The organism is Rhodococcus sp. NPDC057529 (genome assembly GCF_042802055.1).
Lineage (GTDB): Bacteria > Actinomycetota > Actinomycetes > Mycobacteriales > Mycobacteriaceae > Rhodococcus_F.
Genome location: NZ_JBHVEY010000004.1, coordinates 513,613 through 534,863 on the forward strand (window position 1 = coordinate 513,613; position 21,251 = coordinate 534,863).

Here is a 21,251-nt window from a genome sequence, read left to right on the forward strand (position 1 = left end):
CCTACTGCGAGAGGTCAGGTGAGCCGGCGCCGCGTGTGGCGGCGAAGTCGGGCCCGGTGGCGGCGACCGCTGGAGTCGGTGCTTGGTCGCGGGGCTTCTCGGCGACCATGGTCAGGTCGGCGGGGTAGATCATGTGCGCGGGTGGGTTGCTGGTCCGGCGGGCGGCGGGGTAGTACACCAGTCCTGTGACCAGCAGTGAGACGATCCATGAGATGTCGGCCCCGCCGAGTAGTTCCGTCACGGGACCTGTGTACAGCGATTGCGCGAGGAAGGGGATCTGGACGACGACACCGACCAGGTAGCAGGTCAGTGCGGTCATGTTCCACTTGCCGTAGCGGCCCGCTTTGTCGTACAGGGCCGGAATATCGACGCGCTCTTTGGATATGAGGTAGTAGTCGATCAGATTGATCGCACTCCATGGCACGAAAACCGTCAACAGTAGAAGGACGAAGTTCTTGAAGTTGTTCAGGAAATCGGCGCTGGCGAAGAGAGCAATCACCACCGAGGTGGCGGTGAAGGAGGTGATGAACAGGACGCGTGTGAGTCTGGAGATGCGGGTTTGGCCTGTGAAAGCGGTGACTGCGGTGATGATCGACATGAATCCGCAGTAGGCGTTGAGGCAGTTGACGGTCAGCTTTCCCACGATGATCACGAAGTACATCAACATCGCGACCGTCGCCGGGCCGGCGAGTGTTCCGATGAAACCGACCTGATTGCTGATGAAGGTGGGACCGACCACTGCTGCGATCAGTGCGCCGAAGGTCATTGACCATTGTGAGCCGATGACGCTTCCGGCAAAGGTGGACCAGAACGTGGTTCGTTCGCTTGTTGTGCGTGGCAGGTATCGCGAATAGTCCGCGACGTAGGGCCCGAAGGTCAGTTGCCATCCGGCGCTCAGCGAGATGGCGAGCAGGAAGGTGGCGACGTCGAACGACTTGACTCCGACGAAGGCAGCGACGTCGTAGTTTGCGAACAGGCGGATCGCGAGATAGCTGAAACCGGCGATTCCGACGACGGTGGCGATCTTGCCGATGATGTGGATGAGCTTGTAACCGGTGATCGCGACGATCGCGGTGAACGCCCCGAAGAGGATGATCCCGACGGTGGGGTCGTCGATATGCAGTAGTGCGTTGACGGCTTGGCCGGCGAGCACCGTTCCGGTGGCCGCGAATCCGAGGCACAGCAGCACAACCAGGATCAGCGGAACTGATGCTCCGAGGACACCGAACTGGGCCCTGCTCGAAATCATCTGAGGTAGACCCAGCCTGGGGCCTTGTGCTGAGTGCAGTGCCATCACTGCGCCCCCGAGGAGGTTCCCGATGAGCAATCCGACAATCGCCCAGATGGCGTCTGCTCCGAAGATGACCGCGAGAGCGCCGTCCACGATTGCGGTGATCTGCATGTTCGCGCCGAACCACAGGGTGAATTGGCTGCGCGCAGTTCCATGCCGTTCGTTGTCGGGAATCACGTCTATCGTCCGCCGCTCGACCGTGAGGGTCGCCTCGGTCGAGGGTCGATGGTCTGTCATGAGCTGCCCTTCTGCCGCACACCCCTCCAGTCAAGGGTGCATCGAGATGTGTGGAAAGACCACGGTCCTTCGCTGTCGTCTCACACCCTCCCCGGCTGTGCGGCGCAGGTCACTATGCAATCGAACGGCAGTTGTGGCTATTTCTGGATATCTGCACAGTGTCTTCGCCTCCGCTCTTGCTTAACGTCGCAGAGACGCCCGAATTGGAGGTCGAATGTTTATCAAGAACGCGTGGTACGTCGCAGGCTGGAGCCACGAGGTCAGCGCTGGGAAACCGCTTCAGCGCATGATCTGCGGCGAAGCGATCGTTTTGTTCAGATCAGGTGATGAGGTGGTGGCGTTGGCCGACGCCTGTGCACACAGGCAGTACCCGCTGTCGTCCGGTCAGCTGGTGGACGGCAGGATTCGATGTGGTTACCACGGCTTCGAATACGACAGCGATGGCGTCTGCCAGCGCGTGCCCGGACAGAAGACCGTGCCGGCGAAAGCACGTGTTCGCAGGTATCCCGTCGTGCTCAGGAACGGATGGATCTGGATCTGGCCGGGAGACACTGCGGGCGAGGGTGCGGCGGACCCCGGATCGATACCCGATACGCCGTGGCTCACCGCGCCGGAGTGGGACGGCGTGACGTTCACTCACTTGTACGACTGTCGATCGTCGCTGGTCCATGACAACCTCCTCGATCTCACCCATGAGGCGTTCATTCACGAGACATCGATCGGCGACGACGCGGTGTACGAAAACGGCATCACGGTGGAGGTGACCAAGGACGCGGTAGTGGTCGACCGGTTCATGCCCAATTGCCACCCGTCCGATCTGTACGTCACCGCGATGGGAGTTCAGCCGCCAATGGATCGATGGCACACAACCGAATTCAGGCTGCCCTCTCTGCATGTCATCCATTGTGGCGTCACATCTCCCGGTGCCTCGCGAGAGTCCGGCTACCACATCGAAGTACTCAATGCGATCACCCCCGCGACCGAGAACTCCACATGGTACTTCTACGGCAATTTCCGTGACTTCGCCCTGGGCGACGACGACATCAACGCACTGATGCGGAGTTCGTTGAGCCAGGTACTTGCCGAGGATGCGGACGCATTGGCAAAGCAGGAACGGATGTTGGCCGAAGGCCATGCCAGTGGCAGTGACGTGCTGATCGCCCAGGACGCCGGAGTTGCACGAGCACGGCGGATGATGCAGCAACTGCTCGATGCCGAACTCACCGAACCGAAGCGGGACCGGCATGCGGCTGCTGTTGACGCGTGAGGTGCACCGCCCAGTGGACAGCGGCGCGGAGATCGCGGCCAGTCCCGACAGCCGCAGGCCCGAGCCCTGGCTGTGGGATCTCCACATACGGAGGCAGCCGCAGTCCAGTCCGAGCGGACGCGCTCAGGCCGACGTCGCGATCAGGGTACTCGACGGGCCCCTGCTCGAGTGGAGAGCGAATCGGCACCTGCGTCTACGCCATCATCGACGTGACATTGCTGCGGAGGTCGACATGATCGACGCTGTGGGAACGATGTGTTTCGATCGGCCGCAGCAAGAGATGTGGATTCTTGTCGGTATCACGGGCCTCGTCTACGAGGGCGGACGACGCATCGGGCCCGGAGACGCCTTGATCCTCGAAGGTGACGACCCGTCGCTCGTCGAATTGGTTTCGGCTGATCACGCGAACATCAGGATCGCGCGATTTCGCCTGCGCCGCACAGCCGGCTCCGATCTCAGGTGGGTCCCATGACACAATCAGACGAGCCATTGACGCTGCGGGTACTGCAGCTTCGATGGGAGGCCGACGACGTCGTATCAGCACAATTCGAGTCCGCCGATCACCGTCCACTCCCGACCTGGTCACCGGGCGACCACATCGATCTTCACCTGCCCGGTGGACTGGTGCGGCAGTACTCACTGTGCAGCGATTCCAAGGCTGGTGCGCCATGGCGCATCGCGGTGCTGCGGGTCGCCGGCGGCCGAGGTGGCTCCGCCGCGGTCCACGACAGCATCCGGCCGGGTGATGTGTTGCGCGCGGCCGGGCCTCGAAACAACTTTGAGTTCCGCGCTGCCGATAGATACTTGTTTCTCGCAGGAGGTATCGGCATCACACCCATCATGCCGATGATTCGCGAGGCAACAGCGGCGACGGCAAAATGGCAACTCTGGTACGGCGGACGCAGTCTGTCGAAGATGGCGTTCGTGTCCGAACTAGCGGCACTGGAAAATAAATCAGGATCTGAAGTGTCCGAACGGGTGAGGGTTACCCCGCAAGACGCCCACGGCATGCTGCCCCTCGAAGCAATCTTGCGAGAACCACAGCCCGAGACCCTGATCTATTGCTGCGGGCCGACCCCGATGCTGGACGCGGTCACACGGGCTTCGGCGCATTGGCCGAAAGGCAGTCTGGTAGTCGAGCGATTCGCTCCGAAAGCAGACTCCAGTGACAGTGCACCCCGGTCGGGCTTCGAGGTGGAGGCGGCTCGCTCGGGAATAACCGTCCATGTCCGACCGCAGTCGAGCATCGTGGAAGCGCTCGAGGAAGCCGGAATCACACCAGATACCAGCTGTCTCGAGGGTATCTGCGGGACCTGCGAAACCAAGGTCCTTGCCGGCATACCAGAACACCGGGACTCCCTGCTCAGCGACGCCGAGCGGGAAGCGAACGACACCATGATGATCTGCGTCGGCCGATCCCGAGGAGCGAAACTGGTTCTCGATATCTGAGGAAGCCTTGACTCAGGGCATCTCCATGGCGGACAGGGCCAACCACAAGTGAGCACGATCATCGAACGATGCGAGATTGCGCCCGGTCAGTTCTGCGATTCGCTCGAGCCGGTACTGCATGCCGTTTCGGTGGATGAAGAGCAGCCGCGCCGCGCGACTGGGGGAGCAATCGGTCTCCAGGTACACCTTCAGCGTCTTGATCAAGTCTCCGTTGCGGCTGTTGTCGTAGTCGATCAGTGGCGCAAGGGTGTGCATTGCGATGTCGCGCACAGGAACGGTCGAATTGCTCAACAGCAACCCCGCAAGTGTCAGCGGTTCGACGCTTGTCTGACCGTGCCGGCCGGGACCACGCGCAACGGCCGTGCCGGCTTCGAAATGTCCGATCCGCAGACCATGCACTCCTCGGTGCACTCCACTGACGCCTACCGCAGCGTTCGGCCCCAACTGGGAGAGGGCTTCGAACAAGGCAGTCGAGGACTCCGCGGGATCGCGATCTTCGGGGCTGATCACGACCACAGCCTCGCCGATCAACGCCGCGAATTGCTCGCTGGAATGCTCGCCGGTCAAATCGAGCACATTCCACGGCACCCGGCGCAGCCGCACGGTGCTGCAGTCCACTCGGCCGATCAGTACTCGGAAACTCGAGTCGACGTCGAGTCCGTGGAGGGCAAGGCGTCGGACGGCTTCCGACGGAGGTAGGTGTTCGGAGATGATGTCTTCGAGCACCTGCCCCAGCATTTCTCGGTTCCCGGTCAATACCGCCTGGCGACGTGCGAGTTCCAATCCGATGAGACTGATAGCGAATGGGATGACTGGACTGCGCTCGGGAGACGTCGCAGCACAGAGATACGCGACCACAACCCCCTCGATCTCCACGGCGGCCGAGGTCAGTGGCTCAGCACCGGGCAGTTCATGATCGGCTTGTTCGATGGCAATCGATCGGAGCTCCGTGATGGCCGGCCACTTCCTCCGTGCAGGATGGCTTGCGAGGACCTGACCGTGTACGTCGATAACCGCGACAGGCGCGCCGAGTATCTCGCGCAGTTTTCGGACCAGAGATGTCAGCCCGAGGTCGTTCACCAGTGCACTGGTCAACTCCTTCTGCGCGAAGGTGATCTGCCGTATGAGGTCGTATTTTTCTTCGAAGAGGCGATCGGCGAACCATCGGCTGATGGCGATGAATGGGGTGGAAAGTGGCACCTCGAAGAGGGCGAGTCCTGCAGCGTCGGCGGCGGCTGTCACTTCCGGCGGCACACTTTTGTGCACCAATCCTGTTGCAAAGCCCAGGCCCGAGATCGGGACGGAGGCCAGCCGCGCAACGAACTCTTCTCGTTGTGCCGCGCTCTCATGATGGACGCCGGTTGTGAGGACCACCTCCCCTCCGCGCAGAAACTGGGAGGGGTCGTCGAGCTCCGTGGTCGAAACCCAGGTGACCGGGTCCTGATCGCCGCTGGTCGCCATGCTGTTCAGGGGAACGAGACCCAACTCCGGTGAGGCGACGAACTCGCGCACGTAGACGGCCATCGCGGAAGTGTGCACTCATACAGCTGGGATTTCAAGTGCCGTTCATGTGCACAGTCCGATAGCGCCTATCCCGTGCTGATGCGACGGTCGAGGCGGGCCCTCGGCAAGGCGCTCGAGCTCGGCGTCCTGATCGCGCGGCCCGATCTCCGACGAAACCTGCTCTCGGTCGGGTAACTCCCTGACGCGGAGACCCGGACTAGTCGAAGAGCGTGGGCGCCTCTCCCGGCTGATCACGGGCGGGTGGTTCGACCTCGCCCGCCGGGCTCGTCGCCTTGTGCACCACCGACAGCGTCGTCGTCCGGACCGACAGTCGATGTCCGTCGGGATGCTGCAGTGAAGCCATGCCCTTGCTGACCTCGACGACCAGCCAGGGGCCGGCGTGACCGGACGCCTGCACCAGATCACCCACCTGTATCTGTACGGCTACCACCGCGTCCTCCCAAGGTCTACTGCTTCGGCCTGTGCCCAGCGTAGCGACATCGGCCTCTGTCAGCCGACCAACGGGAGCAAGCCGTCGAGACGGGGAAGGTCACCTCGATATGATGCACATCGAGGTCTGTCCGAGAACTTCACGACTGATCCGAGCAAGCACGATGACGCGACAGTGGTCACGGTGGTCGATCGGAGCGCAGTCACGGCGCGACGCGGCGTCCCGCTTCGGGGCTTTCGATGCAGACGCGCGAGAAATGCCTGCGCGTCTGACAGCGCTCCTGGTGCGCCCGACCACCCCTCCGCTGTGGCTGGGCATCGTGGTCGCCGCCACAGTGATCACCGTGGAAACCGTTGTGGTGCATCAGCTCGACACGGTCGCGCCGCAGAACGCCTTCGGTGCGGTGTTCCTGCTCGGCGTCCTGGTGGTCTCGGCGCGCTGGGGATTCGGGTTGTCGGTGATGACGACGTTGGTCAGCGCAGTCGTCTACGTCTACTTCCACCTCCAGGTGGCGGGGTCTCTGCTTCCGACCAAACCCGGCGACTGGGTGGCCGTCCTGGTCTTCCTCCCGGTCGCGCTGGTGGCCAACCTGATGGCCGGTCAGGCCAGATTGCGCACCGCCGAGGCGGTCCTGCGCCGGCGCGAGGCCGAGGCCAGTCGCGACGAACTGGGGATTCTCGCCGCACACCAGGCCGCACTGCGCCGGGTGGCGACTCTGGCGGCGCGCGGGGTGAGCCCGCCGGAAGTGTTCACCGCGGTCGCCGAGGAACTCGCGCTCTGGCTGCACGTGGTCAATGCCGTGCTCCTTCGCGACGACGGGGACGGCACGGGGACGTTGGTCGCCGTGCGATACGAGCCCGGGGTCACCGGGATGTCCGTTACCGGAGACAGAATCCCGATGAAGGGCGACGACGTCGGGGCGATCGTTCTCCGCACCGGCCGTGCCGCCCGGATCGACAACCACGACGACGTCGGTGGGGAAGTCGCCACCCGCATTCGCGAGGGGGGTTTCGGATCGATTGTGGGAGTCCCGATCGTCGTGGACTCCCGGGTGTGGGGTGCGGCGATCGTCGGATCGCGGAGCGCCGAGCCGTTGCCACCGGACACCGAGGCGCGGCTCGGTGATTTCGCCGATCTCGTCGCGACCGCGATCGCCAATGCGGTGACCCGCGCCGAACTGCTCGCGTCACGCGCGAGGATCGTCGCGGCCTCCGACGAGGCCCGGCGTCGCCTGGAACGCGATCTGCACGACGGGGCTCAGCAGCGACTGGTGTCGCTGGGGCTCGAGGTGCGAATGACGGAGGCATCGGTGCCTGCCGAATGGGTGGACGTGAAGGAACAGCTGTCGGCCATTGCTTCGGGGTTGAAGGGGGTGTCGGAGGATCTGCGCGAACTCTCGCACGGAATCCATCCGGCGATCCTGTCGAAGGGAGGGCTGGGGTCTGCGGTACGGACTTTGGCGCGTCGCTCGGCGGTCCCCGTCTCCCTCGACGTCTCCGTCGAGGACCGCTTCGCGGAATCGGTGGAGGTAGCCGCCTACTACGTGGTCGCCGAGGCGCTCACCAATGCCGCCAAGCATGCGCGGGCCTCCGAGGTGTCCGTGTCGCTGAGGACGGCGGACGGCATCCTTCACCTCGTGATCCGGGACGACGGCGTCGGCGGTGCCTCGCACGCCGCGGGCTCCGGGCTCCTCGGATTGCAGGACCGCGTCGAGGCCCTCGGCGGCCACCTTCGGATGACGAGTCCACCGGGTCACGGCACGACGCTGGACATCACCATCCCGGTCGCCGGCGAATGAACGGGGATCTTCCTGCTAGCGGGAATGCGTATCCGGGAGGATCGGGTCGACGATGGACGGCATGGTGGTGCAGCACGGTCGTCCACGATGCCTGATCGTCGATGACAGCCCGTGTTTTCTGGACAGTGCTCGGCGACTGCTCGAGCAGCAGGGCATCCCCGTGGTCGGCACGGTGACGAACACCGCCGATGCGGTGCGGACGGCCGCGGAACTGCAGCCCGACGTCGTTCTCGTCGATGTCGAACTGGGTGCGGAGAGCGGATTCGACCTCGCGTGGCGACTCGACGAGTCGTGCGCAGCGGCGGTGATCCTGACTTCCACGCACGCCGAGCAGGACCTGGCCGACCTGATCTCCGCGAGTCCGGCGGTGGGATTCGTGTCGAAGACCGAGCTGTCGTCGGACGCCGTCCGGGATCTGCTCGACCCTGCAGATCTCGCGGCTCCGGTCAGCGAGCCTCGAGAAAGGTGACGACTGCGAGAACCCGTCGGTGATCGTCGCCGGTCTCCGGGAGGTTCAGTTTGGTCAGGATGCTGCGCACGTGCTTTTCGACGGTTCCCTCGGTGACCCACAGTCGGCGGGCGATGCCGGCGTTGGACCGTCCTTCCGCCATGAGGGCCAGAACCTCCCGCTCCCGCGCGCTGAGTGCCGCGAGCGGGTCGTTGCGCCGACGGGCGGAGAACAACTCCTGCACCAGTGCCGGGTCGACGACGGAGGCCCCCGCGGCGATGCGCTGCAGGGTGTCGATGAAATCGTCGACGTCGGTGATGCGGCTCTTGAGCAGATAGCCGATTCCCCGGCCGCTGGCCAGTAGTTCCATCGCGTGCTCGACATCGGCATGCGCCGACAGCACCAGAATGCCGACTTGGGGGAACTCGTCCCGTATCACCCGGGCGGCGTCGAGGCCCTCGGTGGTGTGGGTCGGGGGCATCCGGATGTCGACCACCACCAGGTCGGGCGGCCGTGTGCGGACCAAATCGAGGAGGGTGGTTGCGTCGCCCGTCTGCTCCAGGACATCGAAGCCGGAGCGGGCGAGCAGGCTCGCCACACCCTCGCGGAGCAGAACGTCGTCCTCGGCCAGCATCACCCGCACCCGTGGCGTCGCCGGCTCGGACCGCGCCGCCGGAGGATGGAATTCGGCCATCGTCGACCCCGAGCTTCCGCGTCGTCCGAGAGAGAGCGCCCGATCACCGTCGAAGTGATCGACTTCGAGCGTACGTCATCGGTATCCCGCCGACAAGCCACGACGCGGTCTGCACACGCCGGCGGGTAATGGAATTGCAGCTACCAGGAAGACCGGGATTGCGGCTGGCAGCCCCGGCAACCACCTGCTGGCGGTGGCGACTCCGGGCCGCGTTCGGACGAGAATTTTCATCAATGGTCGTTCGATCATCGACCCGATCACAGCTCCAGAGAAACGAAAGGTGAGAACAATGTACAAGCTCGCAATCCGCGCGGCGGTCGCCGCAGCCGCAATCGCACCCCTGATCGTCCTCGGCGCCGGAACCGCCTCCGCGGCAACGGTAACCGACAGCGTTGCTACGCCCGCCGCGCGGGTCGTGCCGGATGCGCCCGTGACCGACGTGCCGCAGTCGGGCTTCCCCTGGGGCTGGCCGGGAACCTACGGGCCCCAGCGACCGGAGGCCGGCCCATTCTTCGGGGGCTTCGGCGGGTTCGGCCACTTCGGTGGTTTCGGTGGCCACGGCATGTTCTAGACCAAGGGCGTATTCGATTCGGCCGCATCCACGTTCGGGAACGACTCCTCGGGTGCGGAACCGGTCAGCGGTGCCCGCCGGAACGGGTTCGGCGGGCGTGACGTCGGCGGTCGGCCTCGGTCATGCCTCCCCAGATTCCGTACGGTTCGTCCGCGGTGAGGGCGTGGTCGCGGCACTGGGCGAGGACTGGGCAGTCTTCGCAGATCTGCCGGGCGTTCGCCTCGCGGCGGGCCCGGGCGCGACCGCGTTCGCCGTCGGGGGAGAAGAACACCGACGATGCGACTCCGCGGCATGCGGCCACCTCGCGCCACTCCTCGTGGTGGGGTGCGGCCGCGGGGGCCCGTATTTCTGACGTTTCTGCCAACAGCACTGCGGTCCTTCCGTTCCCGGCCCGTGGACGATCCACGCGTCGGGAAACAGATGTCGTTTTCTTTATGTGAGTGTCGGTATCGGTTACGGCCGTTGCCGGATAACAAACCGTACGACCCGTTTGAAGGTATACCGGATGGCGCCCGGGTGTGCCACCAGGTCGGGCGTCCAGCGGTGCCTGCGCGCGACGCCCGCTGGTCAGGGAAGGGCTGCGACGATGAGCGAGGCCATCGCTCTGTGCCCTTCGTGGGTGGGGTGCAGGGGCATCGTGAACGATCGGGGGACGAGGCCCTCGAACCAGCGTCGATCGGGTCCGGCGCACGCGTCGTGCCCCACCGCGGCGGCGGCAACGTCGACGAACCGGGCGCCGTTCGCGCGCGCCGCATCGGCGAGAACGGCGTTCATTCTCGCGAAGAACTGCACGACGAAGGCGGCGTCGGCGTCGCTCGCGGGGATGTAGGGCCAGCAGCCGCGGTCGCCGAAGATGCCGCCGTGTCCCACCAGGAGCGCAGTTGCCGCGGGCGCCTTCGCGGCGATGGCGGCCAGGGTGGCGGACACCTTCGGGCCGAGCACGGTGAGGGCGTCGGTCATGCGCCGGGCCGTGGTGGCGTCGGAGCGACATTTCGCGTCGAATCCCGGGGCGGGCGTGTAGCAGGGCTCGACCAGCGACGACCACGCGATGTCGTTTCCGCCGATGCTGACGGTGACGAGCGTCGTGTCCGGCTGGAGCGCCCCGATCTGCGGTGGGTGCGGGCCGGTCACGGTGAATTGCGATGTCGTCGTGATGTTCTCGGTCTTCGCGCCAGCGCACGCCCGGCTGACATAGGATTCCGCGCTCAGGGTGTCGGCGACGATCTGCGGGTACGCGTCGGACGTGCGGAAGCACCCGTTTCGAATCGACAGCAGATCCTGCGGCGACCCGGTGGCTCGCGAATCCCCCAACGCGACATACCGGACGGCGTGGTCCGGCGCGGTGTCGGCCACGGCCGGTTGCAACCACGGGAGCGCGAGCGCCACCGCGCACGCGACGAGGGCGGAGGACGGGCCCGGCTTCACGGGACCACTTCGAGGACGACCGGATGGTGCGGGCCCGGCGGGTTTTTCGTCATCACTCATCTTATTTCCGCCCGCCGGATATCGCCTGACTTCGACGGACTCGGAGAAAATCGGGCTACCGACGTAACTCAGATACTGCTAGTCTCCGGAACCATGGGAATCTTCAGCGGACGGAACTACCCCGAGATCGACCCGGACGGTGCGGTCGTCGTCGTGACCGGGGGAGGGCGGGGCATCGGACGCGCCACTGCGGAACTGTTCGCCGCCAGGGGCGCGACCGTGTGCATCGGCGACCTCGATCGTGCGGTCGCAGACGAGGCCGCGGCGGCGATCGGCGCCCGCGCGTACACGGTGGACGTCGCTTCCGCGGAGTCGTGGCGGCAGTTCGCCGACGACGTGCTCGCGGACCGCGGCCGCATCGACGTGCTGGTCAACAACGCCGGCGTCATGCCGCTCGGCGGGTTTCTCGACGAATCCGGCGAGACCAGCCGGATGACGATGAACGTCAACGTGTGGGGACCGCTGCACGGCATGCGAACGGTGTTGCCCGGCATGATCGAGCGTGGTCGTGGCCACATCGTGAACGTCGCATCCATGGCAGGCAAACTGCCCGTGCCCGGGATGGCCGTCTACAACGCCAGCAAGTTCGGGGCGGTGGGACTGTCGGCCGCCGTCCGCGCCGAGTTCGCTCCGGCCGGTGTCAGCGTGAGCACCGTCCTTCCCAGCGCGGTGCGCACCGGGCTGTCGTCGGGGGTGCCGCTGGGCGGTGGGATGCCGACAGTCGACCCCGAGGACGTGGCGGACGCCATCGTCCGGACGCTCGAGCATCGTCGCGCCGAAACCACGGTGCCCCGTTACCTCGCCGGGTGGGACCTGATCTACGCCGTGGTCCCGGAGCGCCTCCTCGACCTCGGACGTCGGCTGGTCGACGACCGGCGGGCACTCACCGCCGTCGACCCCGCCGGGCGTGCCGAATACGACCGTCGCCTCGCCCGGCAGTCGCGGTCGACGTGAGCGGCAAAGAGTGCCCCGGCACTCTTTGCCACTCACCTGCGGCGTGACCGAAGCGCCAGTACCACGTGACGTCAGGCCATCAGCGGGGCGAGCCGTTCCGCATGCTCCCGCAGTGACGGGACGTGCCGCAGCATGAGGTGTTCGTGATCGACGTGCCCCGACAGCGCCAGACTGCCGACGAGTGCCCCCGTTCCGGACCGGACGGGGACCGCGACGCACGCCGACGCGTCCCGCAGCTCCCCCAGTTGGGTGGCGAACCCCTGGCTTCGGATCAAATCCAGATTCGCGAGCAGCTCACTCCGCACGACGATCGTGCGGGCCGTCAGCGCCCGCGGCTCCCAGCGGGGAATCACGGATTCGAGTTCCGACTTCTCCGCGAGGAGAAGCTTCCCGACCGCGCACGCGTAGAGGTGCCGGTTGAGAAACGACTCGTCCTCCGGCGGCGGGTATTCGGGATCGGCGTCGGCGGTGCGGACGGCGACGTTGGTGTAGTAGAAGAGATGGACCCCGAAGCGCACCGACAATCGCAGCTCGGCCAGGACCTCCCGCGCCGCCGCACACACGGTGGGCACCACGGCGGCGTCGACGAGGACCCCGATCTTCTGGCCCAGGGCGAACCCCGACAGGTCGGGGAGCCGCACCACATAGCCTTCGCCGACGAGGATGTTGAGCAGCCGGTACGTGGTCGCCGACGGCATCGACAGGCGGGCCGCGATGTCCTTCGCCGTGACGCCCGAACCGGCGCGGGCCACTTCCTCGAGCACCCGCAGCGCGCTGGTGACGGCCTTCGGCTGCCGCCCAGACAGGGCCCTGTCGTCGGCGTTCACCGGCGGACCTCCCACGGGCGGTAGCGGCCCAGCAGGTCGTCGGCCACGGCCTCGTCGTACACACCCATCCGTTCTCCGATTCCGGGGGATCGCCTGGCGCGGATCGCGAACACCGCGGCGCCGAGGAGCATCAGAAGCACGTAGACCGCGGTCGCCGCGCCCGCGACATACGTCCGCGAGAACGCCGCCCACCCGACCAGTGCCACCATCGCCGTCGCCGCCAGCGCGCCGATGACCAGCGGGAGCCGGGTCAGTTCGCCGATCCGCCGGAGGAACGCCGGCGTCGCGACGCACAGCAGGACGTACGCGAGGACGTAGCCGTGGGCGGACACGGCGAGCAGCCCGATCAGGACGTCGCGGCTCGAACCGCTGACGAACAGGTAGAGGACGGGGACGGCGACGATCACCGGCATCGCGACCGTCAGCGCCACGTGCGGGGTGTGGAACCGGTGGTGCGTCCGGCCGAACACGGTCGGGACCACCCCTTCGCGGCCCATCGCGAACAGCGTTCGCGACAGTGCTGTCGTCGAACCGAGGACGCAGGCGAACCAGGAGGCGGTGATGCCGAGTTCCATGACGATCGACAGCGCCGACGAACCGGCGCCGGACGGGTCGGGCAACGTGAGGACGATCGGCAGCGAGTCGACTCCCTGCCGCACCGGTTCCGGCAATTGCAGGGCGGCCGCGAACACGTACAGGACGCCCAGGGCGATCGGGGTCCACCGGATGGCTCGGGGAACGGTGACGAACGGGTTGCGGGCTTCGCGCGCCACCGTGCCCGCGCTCTCGAATCCGACGAACGACGTGATCGCGAGCAGTACGGCGAACCCGACCGCGGACCCCGACTTCGCGCCGCCCGACGACGGGGTCGCCCCCTCCCGGACCGATTGGACGAACGCGACCACGAGCGCGGCCGAGGCGGCGACGATGGCGAAGACCTCGATGGCGAGCATGATCCGCGCCGACAACTTCACCCCCCGGATCATCAGCATCAGGGCGAGCAGTCCGACGATCGCCGCGAGGACCGCGATGAGCGTCGACCCCGTCGGAAGTCCGACTCGGCCGAGCAGCGCCGCGAGGTAACTCGCGGCGCCGAGCGTGCTCGCCATGGCGGCGGCCGCATAACCGACGAGCAGCGACCAGCCGCCGCCGAAACCGGGCACCGCCCCGAGTCCCTTCACGATGTAGCTGTAGAGACCGCTGACGGCCACCATCCGAGTCGCGAACTGTCCGACGCAGTAGCCGACCGCCGTCATCAGAATCGCGGCGGCGACGAACACCGCGATGGTCGCCCGGCCGGCGTCGGGGATGACGAGAGCGGGCAGCGTGACCATCACGGCCGACGGTGCGACCGCGGACACGGACTGCCCGAGCACCTGGACGAAACTCAGGCGCGCGCGCTCGAGACCGGCGACCGGTGATCTACTTCTGATTCTGGGTGTACCGGACACCACGCACCTGCTCTCCACACTTTCTCGCCTGCCCGCGCGTGATCGACGCCGGGCTGCATGAGTTGCACGCTAGCGCAGCAGCCGAGCGTGATGCGCCGATCGGAATTAATTTTCGGTCACCTCGAATGAGAATGGCCGCGGGATTCCTTCCCGATTCCGGAGCCTGCGCCCGCGTGCAGGGCGGATCAGCTGCGCCAACCCGGAAAGCCGGAATGAGAATCGCCGCCGCCGTGGCCGGAAAAGTCGAATGAGAATGCCGCAGGACCGGATTCCCATCCGGATTTAGTAGTGACCGGCGACACATCCGGGGTTTATCGTGGGTTCGGGCCACAGCACGACGAGGCGAAATTTCCCGCCAAAAGTGTTCTGCCGAAGCCGGATTCATTCACAGTTTCGTTCACTCCATCGAAGAGGACATGATGACTGCACTCGTTCACACCACCGCCGCCCTCGACCCCCGGGTCGTCGACTTCGTGTCGTCCCCGAAGCGCATGTTCGTCGACGGCCGCTGGGTGGACTCGGCGTCGGGCCGGACGTTCGAAACGGTCGATCCCGGCACCGGACAGGTGATCACGACAGTCCCGCACGCCGGCATCGAAGACGTGGACCGGGCGGTGGCGGCGGCCCGGCGGGCGTTCGAGTCGGGGCCGTGGCGCGCGCTCACCCCGGCCGAACGCCAGCGGATCCTCTGGAAGATCGGCGAGGGAATCCTCGCCCGGGCGGATCAGTTCGCGCAGCTCGAGTCGATCGACAACGGCAAGTCCGTGGCGGTGGCGAAGGCCGTCGACGTGACGTGGGCGGCGGAGATCTTCTTCTACTACGCCGGCTGGGCCACCAAGATCGAGGGCCGCACCATCCCGGTGTCGGTGCCGTGGGCGCCCGGAGCCCGATTCCACGCCTTCACTACCCGCGAACCGGTCGGCGTGTGCGCGCAGATCATCCCGTGGAACTTCCCGCTGGTGATGGCCGCGTTCAAGGTTGCGCCCGCGCTGACCTGTGCGAACACCATGATCCTCAAGCCCGCGGAGCAGACCCCGCTCACCGCGCTGCTCCTCGCCGAGGTGATCGCCGAGGCCGGCGTCCCGGACGGCGTGTTCAACGTGCTCACCGGTTTCGGCGACATCGGCGCGGCGCTGTCGAGTCACGACGACGTCGACAAGGTCGCGTTCACCGGTTCGACCGAGGTCGGAAAGAAGATCGTCAATGCCGCGTCGGGGAACCTCAAGAAGGTGTCCCTCGAACTCGGCGGCAAGAGCCCGCAGGTCGTGTTCTCCGACGCCGACCTCGAGGCTGCGATCCCGGGCGTGGCCAGCGGGTTCCTGTTCAACCACGGCCAGGCCTGCACGGCCGGAACGCGGCTGCTCGTGGAGGATCGGATCTTCGACGAATTCACCTCCGGGGTAGCCGATTTCGCGAAGTCGCAGAAGATCGGCCCCGGGCTCGACCCGACCAACGACATCGGCCCGCTGATCTCCGGGGAGCAGTTGTCCAAGGTGACCGGATACATCGATGCCGGACTCGCCGACGGCGCCCGCGCCCTCTCCGGCGGGCAGCGGCATGGCGACACCGGCTTCTACGTCGAGCCCACCCTGCTGGTCGACGTGAGCCGTGACTTCAGCGTGTACCAGGAGGAGATCTTCGGACCGGTCGCCGTCGCGGTGCCGTTCAACCGCGACGAAGGCGTCCGCGCAGCCGCCAACGACACCCCCTACGGCCTCGCCGCCAGCGTGTGGACCCGGGACGTGTCCCGCGCCCACGTGGTGGCCGCCGAGATCAAGGCGGGCACCGTGTGGGTGAACTGCCACAATGCGTTCGACACGGCGCTTCCGTTCGGCGGCTACAAGCAGTCCGGGTGGGGACGCGAACTCGGTGAGGGCGCCATCGCCGAATATACCCAGAGCAAGTCCGTCAACATCGCGCTCTAGGGACCGTGACCGGAGCCGAATGAGAACAGCTTTGCGCGCGTTCTCATTTGCCGTCGACGAACCGTGACGCTTCGGCAACCGCGCCGACAACCCGCCGCCGCATGCTCGTTCCGGAGCCCACCGCGGAGCATCCACGCAGACCCTCTCCTCGTGAAAGTCGAAGGAAGCCATGACAACCAACGCCTCACCGCACCCGAGTGCAGTCAGCGACGGCGCATCTCGCAGACTGGCAGGCACTCTCGGCCCCGGTGCCATCGTGTTCATGGTCGTCGCAGCGGCGGCCCCGTTGACGGTGATCGCCGGCACCGTCCCGCTGGGGATCTCGGCGGGAAACGGCGCCGCCTATCCGGCGTCGTACCTCGTCTGCACGGTGGTGCTGCTGTTCTTCGCCGTCGGATTCACCGCGATGGCCAAGCACCTCCCCGGCGCCGGCGCGTTCTACACCTACATCACGCAGGGCCTGGGCCGGCATGCCGGTCTCGGCTCCGCGTTCCTCGCGCTGCTGTCGTACACCGCCGTCCAGGGCGCGGTCTACGGATACATCGGGGCCGCCGTCAACGATTTCGTCACCGCGCACGGCGGTCCCGAACTTCCCTGGTACGTGTGGGCCCTGGCCGTGACCGCCGTCGTCGCGATCCTCGGATACCGGCACATCGACCTGTCCGGCAAGGTGCTCGGCGTCCTGCTCGTCTGCGAGGTCGGCATCGTCCTCGTCATCGACGCCGCCGTCATCCTCCGCGGCGGCGGTGACGAGGGATTCTCGACGGCGGCATTCCACCCCGGCGAGTTCTTCTCCGGGGCGCCCGGCATCGCCCTGATCTTCGCCATCGCCGGGTATATCGGATTCGAGGCCACCGCCGTCTTCCGTGACGAGGCCCGCGATCCGGGCCGCACCATTCCCCGGGCCACCTACCTCGCGTTGCTGGTCATCGGCGGCTTCTACGCCCTGTCGAGCTGGGCGATGGTCAGCGCGTGGGGCGACGTGGGCGCGGTGGCCGTCGCCACCGAGAACCCCGAGGGCATGATCACCGAGACCGCCACCCGGTACGTCGGCGCGATCGCCGGCGACCTGGTCCAGATCTTCCTGATCACGAGCCTGTTCGCGGCGCTGCTGTCCTTCCACAACGTGCTCTCCCGGTACATCTTCTCGCTCGGGAACAGCGCCGCCCTGCCCGCCGGCTGCGGCCGTTCGCACGACAAGCATGCGTCGCCGTACATTGCGTCGGTCGTGCAGACGGCGTCCGCCCTGGTCCTGATCCTCGCGTCCGCCGTCGCCGGACTCGACCCGGTGACCGAGGTGTTCGCCTGGTTCGCCGGGGTCTCCTCGGTCGGCATCGTCGCCCTGATGACTCTGACGTCCGTGGCCGTCCTCGTCTACTTCGGCCGGACCCGGGTGGACCGGCGGCTGTGGAACACGGTGATCGCACCGCTGCTCGGACTCGTCGGCCTGGCCGCGCTGCTGATCATGACCGTCGCCAACCTTCCCCTTCTCGTCGGCGGGTCCAGCACGCTCGCCGCCGTCATCGGGGTCCTGCTCGTCGGAACCTTCGCCGGCGGAGCAGCCGTCGCAGTGCTCCGGCCCCACGCCGCACGACACGACACCGCACTACCTCAGCACCACACGAACGACACCGTCCTCGACAAGGAGATCGCACGATGAGTACCGCCACCACCGAGACCCCGGCCACCGTGAGGTCCGCAGCCCCGGATCACCCGCTCACTCCGCTGTCCGCGGACGAGATCCGCTCGGCGAAAGCACTCCTCACCGATGAGGGGCTGATCGGCGAGAACGTGCGCTTCGTGTTCGTCGCGCTCGCCGAGCCGCACAAGTCCACGGTCCTCGCGTTCACCCCCGGCGACCCCATCGAGCGGCGCGCCCGGATCCTGCTGCTCGATCGGTCCACCGGCATCGGCACCGACCTCGTCGTGTCGGTGACGGAGAACCGCGTGATCAGCAGGGCCACCGTCGATTCCGCCACCGACGGCCACGTCCCGATCCTCGACGAGGAGTTCGAGGACATCGAAGCGTTCCTGCTCGGCAGCGCCGACTGGCTCGCGGCGATGGGCAAGCGCGACATCGAACCGTCGAAGGTCCGGGCGGTTCCCCTGTCGGCCGGTGTGTTCGGCCACGAGGACGAGGTCGGGCACCGCATCGTCCGCGTCCTCGCCTTCCACCAGGAGGACAAGGCGGACCTGCCGTGGGCGCACCCCATCGACGGGGTGGTGGCCTACGTCGACCTCACCGAGCGCCGCGTCCTGAAGGTGGTCGACGAGATCGAACTCCCGGTGCCCGCCGAGCGCGGCGAATGGGATGCCGAGCCGCACGCGACACCCACCCGCACCGACCTCAAGCCGATCGAGATCACGCAGCCCGAGGGGGCCAGCTTCTCCGTCGACGGCAACGAGATCACCTGGGCCGACTGGAAGTTCCGCTTCGGTTTCGACGTGCGCGAGGGACTCACGCTGCACCAGCTCTCGTTCGACGACGGCGGGGTGGAACGGCCCGTGATCTACCGCGCGTCGATCGCCGAGATGGTGGTCCCGTACGCCGATCCCTCCCCGGTCCGTTACTGGCAGAACTACTTCGACCAGGGGGAGTACCTGTTCGGCCGGTACACGAACTCACTCGAACTCGGCTGCGACTGCCTCGGTGAGATCCAGTACTTCGACGTCACCATCGCCGACGAGTCCGGCGACCCGCGGGTGATGAAGAACGCGATCTGCCTCCACGAGGAGGACTACGGCGTCCTGTGGAAGCACACCGACATGTTCAACGGCATGACCGAGACCCGCCGCTCGCGCCGCCTCGTCATCTCGTTCTTCCTCACCATCGGCAACTACGACTACGGGTTCTACTGGTACCTCTACCTGGACGGCACCATCGAACTCGAGGCGAAGGCCACCGGAATCGTCTTCACGTCCGCGTACCGCGGCGCGGAGGGATTCTCCACCCAGATGGCACCCGGGCTCGGCGCCCCGTTCCACCAGCACCTCTTCTCCGCTCGACTCGACATGGCCGTCGACGGTAACGTGAACACGGTCGAGGAGGTGGATGCCGTGCCCGTCCCGATGGGACCGGAGAACCCGTGGGGCAATGCCTTCCGCTGCCAGAAGACCACGCTGACCACCGAATCCGAGGGGCAGCGCACCGCCGACAACCTCAAGGCCCGCGTCTGGCACATCACCAATCCCACCAAGCAGAACCGCCTGGGTCAGGACGTCGGCTACGCGCTGCACCCCGAGGGACAGCCGGTGCTCCTGGCCGACCCGTCGAGTTCGATCGCCGCCCGCGCCGCGTTCGCGACCAAGCACCTGTGGGTGACGCAGTACGACGAGTCCGAGCGCTATCCCGCGGGCGACTTCGTCAACCAGCACCCGGGCCAGGCCGGTCTGCCCTCGTTCGTGGCCGGCAACCGGGACATCGACGGCGAAGACCTGGTGCTGTGGCACACGTTCGGGCTGACGCACTTCCCCCGGCCCGAGGACTGGCCGGTCATGCCCGTCGACTACGCCGGGTTCAAGCTCAAGCCCGTCGGGTTCTTCGACCGCAATCCCGCGCTCGACCTGCCGGCGAGCACCGCGAAGCACTGCTGCGAAGGCTAGACGTCGTGACCACCGTCTTCTCGACGTCCTCTTCTTCGGCCTTCTCGACGGCCGCCCGCCGCACCAGCCACTGGTGGCGGCGGGCGGCCGCGGCCCTCGCGGTCGCCACGGCAGGCCTGCACGCCGCGACGCTCGGTGAGCATGCGGCGGCGTCGCCGATGGTCGGGGCGGTGACCGTCGCGATGATCCTCGGGTGCCTCTACTGCGCGGGGCACCTGTGGATGCGGGGGTCGCAGCGGGACTGGGGGCTGGTCGCGATGATGAACGTCGGGATGATCGCGCTGCACCTCACCGTGATGAGTCCCGGTTCGGGTGGCGGCGGCCACCACGGGCACGCGATGCATGCGGCAGCGTCGGCTCCTCCGATGGCGCATGCGATGTCGGCCCCGATGGCGGCGGCCCTCGCGACCGCCGCCCTCGAGGCGGTGGTCGCCGTGACGGTGCTCTTCTACCGCAGCCGGCTCGACCAACCCCCCATGTGAGTGGCAAAGCGTGCCCGGGGACGCTTTGCCACTCACATGGGGGTGGTGGGGGCAGGCCGGGGCAGTGAGTGTCTAGCCCGCGTCCTGCTGCGCGAGTTGCGTCTTGATCCGCGCGGTCGCGTCGAGGAGCGAATCGTTGTTGACCGCGGCGGCCGCAGCGTCGTCGTGCTCCCGGGCGGCCTCGACGAGACGCTGCTGGTACTTCCACAGCGAGTCGTCCTCGGTCGTGTCGACGGTGCCCTCGGCGCCGACGATCTTGTACGCCCGGCAACGCTGCCACAGCGTGCGGATCGTGTCGACCAGCACGGGATTCTCGGCGGCCTCGTACAGGATCGTCAGCAACGCCTCGTCGTGGTCGAGATAGGCCACCACACGCCGCTCGTCGAGGGCGGTGCGCATGAGAGCGAACTCGTCCTGCATCCGGGTACTGTCCGCAGCGCTGATCCGCTGGGCGCCCAGCCGGGCGGCCTCCACCTCGAGCAACCGGCGCACGTCGTAGACGTGCACCAACTCGGCGAGGGTGAGGCCCTTGACCACTGCCCCCTTGTGCGGTGACCGCTCGGCCAACCCGGCTTCCTCGAGCCGGCGGATCGCCTCGCGCACCGGCATCACGCTCGTTCCCACCTGTTCGGCGAGATCTCGCACCCGCAGGCGGGCACCGGCGGGCAGATCACCGTTCATGATCGACTCGTGGATCATGTCGTAGACCTGGTCGGTCAGCAGTGACGTTTCGGCGCGCTTGGACATAGCCACGACTCAAATATAAACAGTTCACAGTTCCACAGCGTTTACGCTCTTCGGAGGTGCTCCGGACG

20 protein-coding genes are annotated in these 21,251 nt (G+C 66.7%); 11 read left to right on the plus strand and 9 right to left on the minus strand.

Going from position 1 to position 21,251, the window contains the following annotated elements:
• Nucleotide 1 precedes the first annotated feature (1 nt).
• Entirely contained in the window at nucleotides 2-1,528 is a 1,527-nt protein-coding gene (locus ACFU5V_RS10760) for a purine-cytosine permease family protein (protein WP_378699006.1), read from the minus strand.
• A gap of 214 nt (nucleotides 1,529-1,742) precedes the next feature.
• Here ACFU5V_RS10760 and ACFU5V_RS10765 point away from each other — a divergent pair, with 214 nt between their 5' ends.
• The 3 genes from ACFU5V_RS10765 (at nucleotide 1,743) to ACFU5V_RS10775 (ending at nucleotide 4,244) form a co-directional block, all read left to right on the plus strand.
• Entirely contained in the window at nucleotides 1,743-2,795 is a 1,053-nt protein-coding gene (locus tag ACFU5V_RS10765; protein WP_378699008.1) for a Rieske 2Fe-2S domain-containing protein, read from the plus strand.
• Between the two features lie 232 nt (nucleotides 2,796-3,027).
• Nucleotides 3,028-3,267, plus strand: coding sequence for a hypothetical protein (locus ACFU5V_RS10770; RefSeq protein WP_378699010.1), 240 nt, complete (start codon nucleotides 3,028-3,030; stop codon nucleotides 3,265-3,267).
• Entirely contained in the window at nucleotides 3,264-4,244 is a 981-nt protein-coding gene (locus ACFU5V_RS10775; protein WP_378699012.1) for a PDR/VanB family oxidoreductase, read from the plus strand. The genes ACFU5V_RS10770 and ACFU5V_RS10775 overlap by 4 nt, the downstream gene beginning before the upstream one ends.
• Before the next feature lie 12 nt (nucleotides 4,245-4,256).
• Here the strand turns inward: ACFU5V_RS10775 and ACFU5V_RS10780 are convergent, their stop codons facing one another.
• Together ACFU5V_RS10780 and ACFU5V_RS10785 are read right to left on the minus strand one after the other, a co-directional pair.
• Nucleotides 4,257-5,768, minus strand: coding sequence for a PucR family transcriptional regulator (locus ACFU5V_RS10780; RefSeq protein WP_378699014.1), 1,512 nt, complete (start codon nucleotides 5,766-5,768; stop codon nucleotides 4,257-4,259).
• Nucleotides 5,769-5,964: 196 nt separating this feature from the next.
• Nucleotides 5,965-6,198: a hypothetical protein gene (locus ACFU5V_RS10785; RefSeq protein ID WP_043824622.1), complete on the minus strand. Its 234-nt coding sequence runs from the start codon at nucleotides 6,196-6,198 to the stop codon at nucleotides 5,965-5,967.
• A 256-nt stretch (nucleotides 6,199-6,454) separates the two neighbouring features.
• Between ACFU5V_RS10785 and ACFU5V_RS10790 the strand changes: the two genes are divergently transcribed.
• Together ACFU5V_RS10790 and ACFU5V_RS10795 are read left to right on the plus strand one after the other, a co-directional pair.
• Entirely contained in the window at nucleotides 6,455-7,996 is a 1,542-nt protein-coding gene (locus ACFU5V_RS10790; protein WP_378699017.1) for a DUF4118 domain-containing protein, read from the plus strand.
• 52 nt (nucleotides 7,997-8,048) lie between these two features.
• Nucleotides 8,049-8,465 carry a LytR/AlgR family response regulator transcription factor gene (locus ACFU5V_RS10795; RefSeq protein WP_378699019.1) on the plus strand — a complete coding sequence of 139 codons (417 nt, stop codon included), beginning with the start codon at nucleotides 8,049-8,051 and terminating at the stop codon, nucleotides 8,463-8,465.
• Here the strand turns inward: ACFU5V_RS10795 and ACFU5V_RS10800 are convergent.
• Nucleotides 8,443-9,078 carry a response regulator gene (locus ACFU5V_RS10800; RefSeq protein WP_378699097.1) on the minus strand — a complete coding sequence of 212 codons (636 nt, stop codon included), beginning with the start codon at nucleotides 9,076-9,078 and terminating at the stop codon, nucleotides 8,443-8,445. The two genes, ACFU5V_RS10795 and ACFU5V_RS10800, sit on opposite strands and share 23 nt — an antisense overlap.
• Before the next feature lie 349 nt (nucleotides 9,079-9,427).
• Here ACFU5V_RS10800 and ACFU5V_RS10805 point away from each other — a divergent pair, with 349 nt between their 5' ends.
• Entirely contained in the window at nucleotides 9,428-9,709 is a 282-nt protein-coding gene (locus tag ACFU5V_RS10805) for a hypothetical protein (RefSeq protein WP_378699021.1), read from the plus strand.
• Between the two features lie 64 nt (nucleotides 9,710-9,773).
• On the opposite strand, the gene ACFU5V_RS10810 is transcribed toward ACFU5V_RS10805, so the two are convergent.
• Nucleotides 9,774-10,079 (minus strand): WhiB family transcriptional regulator, encoded by a 306-nt coding sequence (locus ACFU5V_RS10810; protein WP_378699023.1) that lies wholly within the window; start codon nucleotides 10,077-10,079, stop codon nucleotides 9,774-9,776.
• 197 nt (nucleotides 10,080-10,276) lie between these two features.
• The gene (locus tag ACFU5V_RS10815) at nucleotides 10,277-11,134 is read right to left on the minus strand and encodes an SGNH/GDSL hydrolase family protein (protein WP_378699026.1); all 858 of its coding nucleotides are present in this window, start codon (nucleotides 11,132-11,134) and stop codon (nucleotides 10,277-10,279) included.
• 153 nt (nucleotides 11,135-11,287) lie between these two features.
• On the opposite strand from ACFU5V_RS10815, the gene ACFU5V_RS10820 reads away from it, so the two are divergent.
• Nucleotides 11,288-12,148 (plus strand): SDR family oxidoreductase, encoded by an 861-nt coding sequence (locus ACFU5V_RS10820; protein WP_378699028.1) that lies wholly within the window; start codon nucleotides 11,288-11,290, stop codon nucleotides 12,146-12,148.
• A 71-nt stretch (nucleotides 12,149-12,219) separates the two neighbouring features.
• On the opposite strand, the gene ACFU5V_RS10825 is transcribed toward ACFU5V_RS10820, so the two are convergent.
• Together ACFU5V_RS10825 and ACFU5V_RS10830 are read right to left on the minus strand one after the other, a co-directional pair.
• Complete coding sequence (locus tag ACFU5V_RS10825) at nucleotides 12,220-12,975, minus strand: IclR family transcriptional regulator (protein WP_378699030.1); 756 nt, start codon at nucleotides 12,973-12,975, stop codon at nucleotides 12,220-12,222.
• The gene (locus ACFU5V_RS10830; RefSeq protein WP_378699032.1) at nucleotides 12,972-14,426 is read right to left on the minus strand and encodes an APC family permease; all 1,455 of its coding nucleotides are present in this window, start codon (nucleotides 14,424-14,426) and stop codon (nucleotides 12,972-12,974) included. Before ACFU5V_RS10830 ends, ACFU5V_RS10825 begins: the two co-directional genes overlap by 4 nt.
• A gap of 419 nt (nucleotides 14,427-14,845) precedes the next feature.
• On the opposite strand from ACFU5V_RS10830, the gene ACFU5V_RS10835 reads away from it, so the two are divergent.
• The 4 genes from ACFU5V_RS10835 to ACFU5V_RS10850 all read left to right on the plus strand — a co-directional run bounded on the left by ACFU5V_RS10835 (nucleotide 14,846) and on the right by ACFU5V_RS10850 (nucleotide 20,436).
• Nucleotides 14,846-16,351 carry an aldehyde dehydrogenase family protein gene (locus ACFU5V_RS10835; RefSeq protein ID WP_378699034.1) on the plus strand — a complete coding sequence of 502 codons (1,506 nt, stop codon included), beginning with the start codon at nucleotides 14,846-14,848 and terminating at the stop codon, nucleotides 16,349-16,351.
• Between the two features lie 169 nt (nucleotides 16,352-16,520).
• The gene (locus ACFU5V_RS10840) at nucleotides 16,521-18,011 is read left to right on the plus strand and encodes an APC family permease (protein WP_378699035.1); all 1,491 of its coding nucleotides are present in this window, start codon (nucleotides 16,521-16,523) and stop codon (nucleotides 18,009-18,011) included.
• The gene (locus ACFU5V_RS10845; RefSeq protein ID WP_378699037.1) at nucleotides 18,008-19,954 is read left to right on the plus strand and encodes a primary-amine oxidase; all 1,947 of its coding nucleotides are present in this window, start codon (nucleotides 18,008-18,010) and stop codon (nucleotides 19,952-19,954) included. The genes ACFU5V_RS10840 and ACFU5V_RS10845 overlap by 4 nt, the downstream gene beginning before the upstream one ends.
• Before the next feature lie 5 nt (nucleotides 19,955-19,959).
• Complete coding sequence (locus tag ACFU5V_RS10850; protein WP_378699039.1) at nucleotides 19,960-20,436, plus strand: hypothetical protein; 477 nt, start codon at nucleotides 19,960-19,962, stop codon at nucleotides 20,434-20,436.
• Nucleotides 20,437-20,508: 72 nt separating this feature from the next.
• On the opposite strand, the gene ACFU5V_RS10855 is transcribed toward ACFU5V_RS10850, so the two are convergent.
• Nucleotides 20,509-21,183: a GntR family transcriptional regulator gene (locus tag ACFU5V_RS10855; protein ID WP_378699099.1), complete on the minus strand. Its 675-nt coding sequence runs from the start codon at nucleotides 21,181-21,183 to the stop codon at nucleotides 20,509-20,511.
• Between the last annotated feature and the right edge of the window lie 68 nt (nucleotides 21,184-21,251).